The organism is Protofrankia sp. Cas4, assembly GCF_963555915.1.
Lineage (GTDB): Bacteria > Actinomycetota > Actinomycetes > Frankiales > Frankiaceae > Protofrankia.
Genome location: NZ_CAUVXL010000217.1, coordinates 1 through 2,781, shown reverse-complemented (window position 1 = coordinate 2,781; position 2,781 = coordinate 1). Strand labels below are relative to the sequence as shown.

Sequence of the window (2,781 nt, the reverse complement as noted above, 5' to 3'; positions counted from 1 at the left end):
CCCTCGCCCGTGCGTGCGGACACGAATACCGCGTTCGGGATGCTTCGGCGCAGCCCGGCCAGGACCTCCGGGTCGGCGGTATCGATCTTGTTGACCACGACCAGCTCGGGGACGTCCCCGGCGTCGACGTCGTTGACCACCATGCGGACAGCCGAAATCTGTGACAGCGGATCGGGATGCGAACCGTCGACCACGTGCAGGAGGAGATCGGCGTCCGCGACCTCCTCCAGCGTCGAGCGGAACGCCTCGACGATCTGGTGCGGCAGGTGGCGGACGAAACCGACGGTGTCAGCGAGGGTGAAGGTCCGACCGTCGGGGAGCGTGGCCCGTCGCACCGTCGGGTCCAGCGTGGCGAACAGCGCATCCTCGACGAGTACGCCCGCGCCCGTCAGGCGGTTGAGCAGCGAGGACTTGCCGGCGTTGGTGTAGCCGGCGATCGTGACCGCGGGAACCCCGCTGCGTTGGCGCGACGACCGTTTCGTCGCCCGGATCGTCTTCATGTCGGCGAGCTCGCGGCGGAGCCTGGCCATGCGCGCGCGCAGCCGTCGCCGGTCAGTTTCGATCTTCGTTTCGCCAGGGCCCCGGGTCCCGATCCCACCGCCGGACCGCGACATCGACTCACCCCAGCCACGCAGCCGCGGCAGCATGTACTGCAGCTGGGCAAGCTCGACCTGCGCCTTGCCTTCCCGGGATGTCGCGTGTTGGGCGAAAATGTCCAGGATCAGCGCGGTCCGGTCGATGACCTTGACCTTGACGACGTCCTCCAGCTGGCGCAGCTGGCCGGGAGTCAGTTCACCGTCGCAGACAACGGTGTCGGCGCCGACGGCGGCAACGACCTCGCACAGTTCCCGTGCCTTGCCGGAACCGACGTACGTGGCCGCGTCGGGGGTGTCGCGTCGCTGGACGAGTGCGTCCAGGATGACCGAGCCGGCCGTGTTCGCAAGGGCCGCGAGCTCGGTCATGGAGGTCGCGACGTCCGTTGCGGTCCCGGCGGTCCACACGCCGATGAGGACGACCCGTTCCAGCCTGAGCTGCCGGTACTCGACCTCGGTGACGTCATCCAGTTCGGTTGTCAGACCCGGTACCCGGCGCAGGGCCGCCCGGTCGGCGAGATCGTGTCCCTCACCGGTGGCGTCGAAGAAGTGGTTGCGGACGTGGTCGCGGATGGAGTCCTCAATGGCGGGAAGCGTCATATCGCCCTTCTCTGACGCGGTTGGATGCCGGCGGTCGATCCCTGATCAGCCGGCGCCGGCCGGGGTGCGTATCGGTACGGTGGCGGGGGGGTGGGAGGTGGCGTGGGAGGCGGGACCCGAGCGCCCATGCCGGCGGTCCGGTCGGCCACGGCCGAGCGCGATCATCCGGGCGTCGTCAGTGGGAACGGGCGGGCAGAACAACCGGCCGGCGCCGCGGTCACAGCTCATCGCGGCCAACCTGGACGCGATGACCATGCTGTCAACGCCCTCCGCTGTCACCACCAGCCGACGTCGGTGAGCCAGCGTGATGATCGAGGCCAGTACGGCTTCACCTTCCAGATCCCGCTGCATTGCGTGGAGGAAGCGACCGTCGATCTTCACCATGTCCAGTGGCAGGACGTCAAGAGTCGACATTGAAGCATACCAGGTGCCGAAGCCGTCGACGCCGATCGCTGGTCCGAACGAACGTAGGTGGGTCAACAGACGGGGTACCCCGATGTGCGCGAGCCCAAGAGTCTGTTCGGTGAACTCCAGCCCGAGGGCTCCCGGTGGCAGCCCGCGGCCAGACACGAGGCCTGCCACCTCGACGGCGAAGTCCGGCCGGGTCAGCTGGTCGGCGGTGACGTTCACCCACAGCCGGGGCGGGCGGATGGCGGTCCCCGATGCCATCTCGTGCCACGTCCGCGCCTCCGCAACGGCGGTTCGAAGCACCCAGCGGCCGACCTGTTCGGACAGGCCTGCGGCTTCGGCGACCGGCATGAACTGCGCCGGGCTCAGCAGGCCACGGTCGGGATGCTGCCAGCGCAGAAACGCCTCCATCGCCGGAACCGACCCGTTGCGCAGGTCCACCTCGGGCTGGTAATGCAGCTGCAACGACCCGTCGTCAAACGCGGCACACAGGGCCGGGACGAGGTTCAGCTCGAGCGCGGTCACAGATGTCTCCAGACGCCGGGATGAACGGGTCGCCGGTACCCATCGCCCGTCAGGCTGAGCGGACCATGCCCGCCACCTGCTCGACGTCAGGACGGTCCAGCCAAATTATGCGGGGATCGCGGCGAAACCACGACCGTTGTCGGCGGACGAATCGGCGCGTCGCGGCAATTGTTGCAAGTCGGGCGGATTCGTCTGATTCGATCGTGCCATCCAGCCAGGCCAGAACCTGGGCGTAACCCAGCGCCCGCGAAGCGGTGCATCCGCTCCGAAGCCCCATGTCGGCGAGCATCCGGACCTCCTCGACCATGCCGGCAGCCCACATCTCCGCCACGCGGTCAGCGACCCGGGCGTCGAGCTGGGGATGATCGAGACCGATCTGAACAACGTCATAGACCGCGCGGTGCTCCGGTAGGGAGGCGGTGAAGCCGCCGGTAAGCTCCACCACTTCCAGCGCGCGCACGATGCGACGACCGTTGCCGACCAGTATGGCCGCAGCTGCCTGCGGCGCGCGTGCGGTCAGGTCGGCGTGTAACGCGGCAGCCCCACGTTCGGACAGCTCCCGTTCAAGGCGTGCTCGCACCGCCGGGTCGGTGCCGGGAAACCTGAGGTCGTCGATGACAGCTCTGATATAGAGCCCGGAGCCGCCGACGAGTAC

3 protein-coding genes are annotated in these 2,781 nt (G+C 68.4%); all 3 read right to left on the bottom strand.

Annotation, left to right across the window (positions count from 1 at the left end; translation table 11 throughout):
* A partial coding sequence (gene hflX / locus U9979_RS19825) for a GTPase HflX (protein WP_322780571.1) occupies nt 1-1,193 on the bottom strand: 1,193 nt, incomplete at its 3' end.
* Nucleotides 1,194-1,238: 45 nt separating this feature from the next.
* Nucleotides 1,239-2,126, bottom strand: a complete 888-nt coding sequence (locus U9979_RS19820) for an EAL domain-containing protein (protein WP_322780570.1) — start codon at nt 2,124-2,126, stop codon at nt 1,239-1,241.
* Nucleotides 2,127-2,175: 49 nt separating this feature from the next.
* Nucleotides 2,176-2,781: tRNA dimethylallyltransferase (locus tag U9979_RS19815; RefSeq protein WP_322780569.1), on the bottom strand; the 606-nt coding region annotated here is incomplete at its 5' end.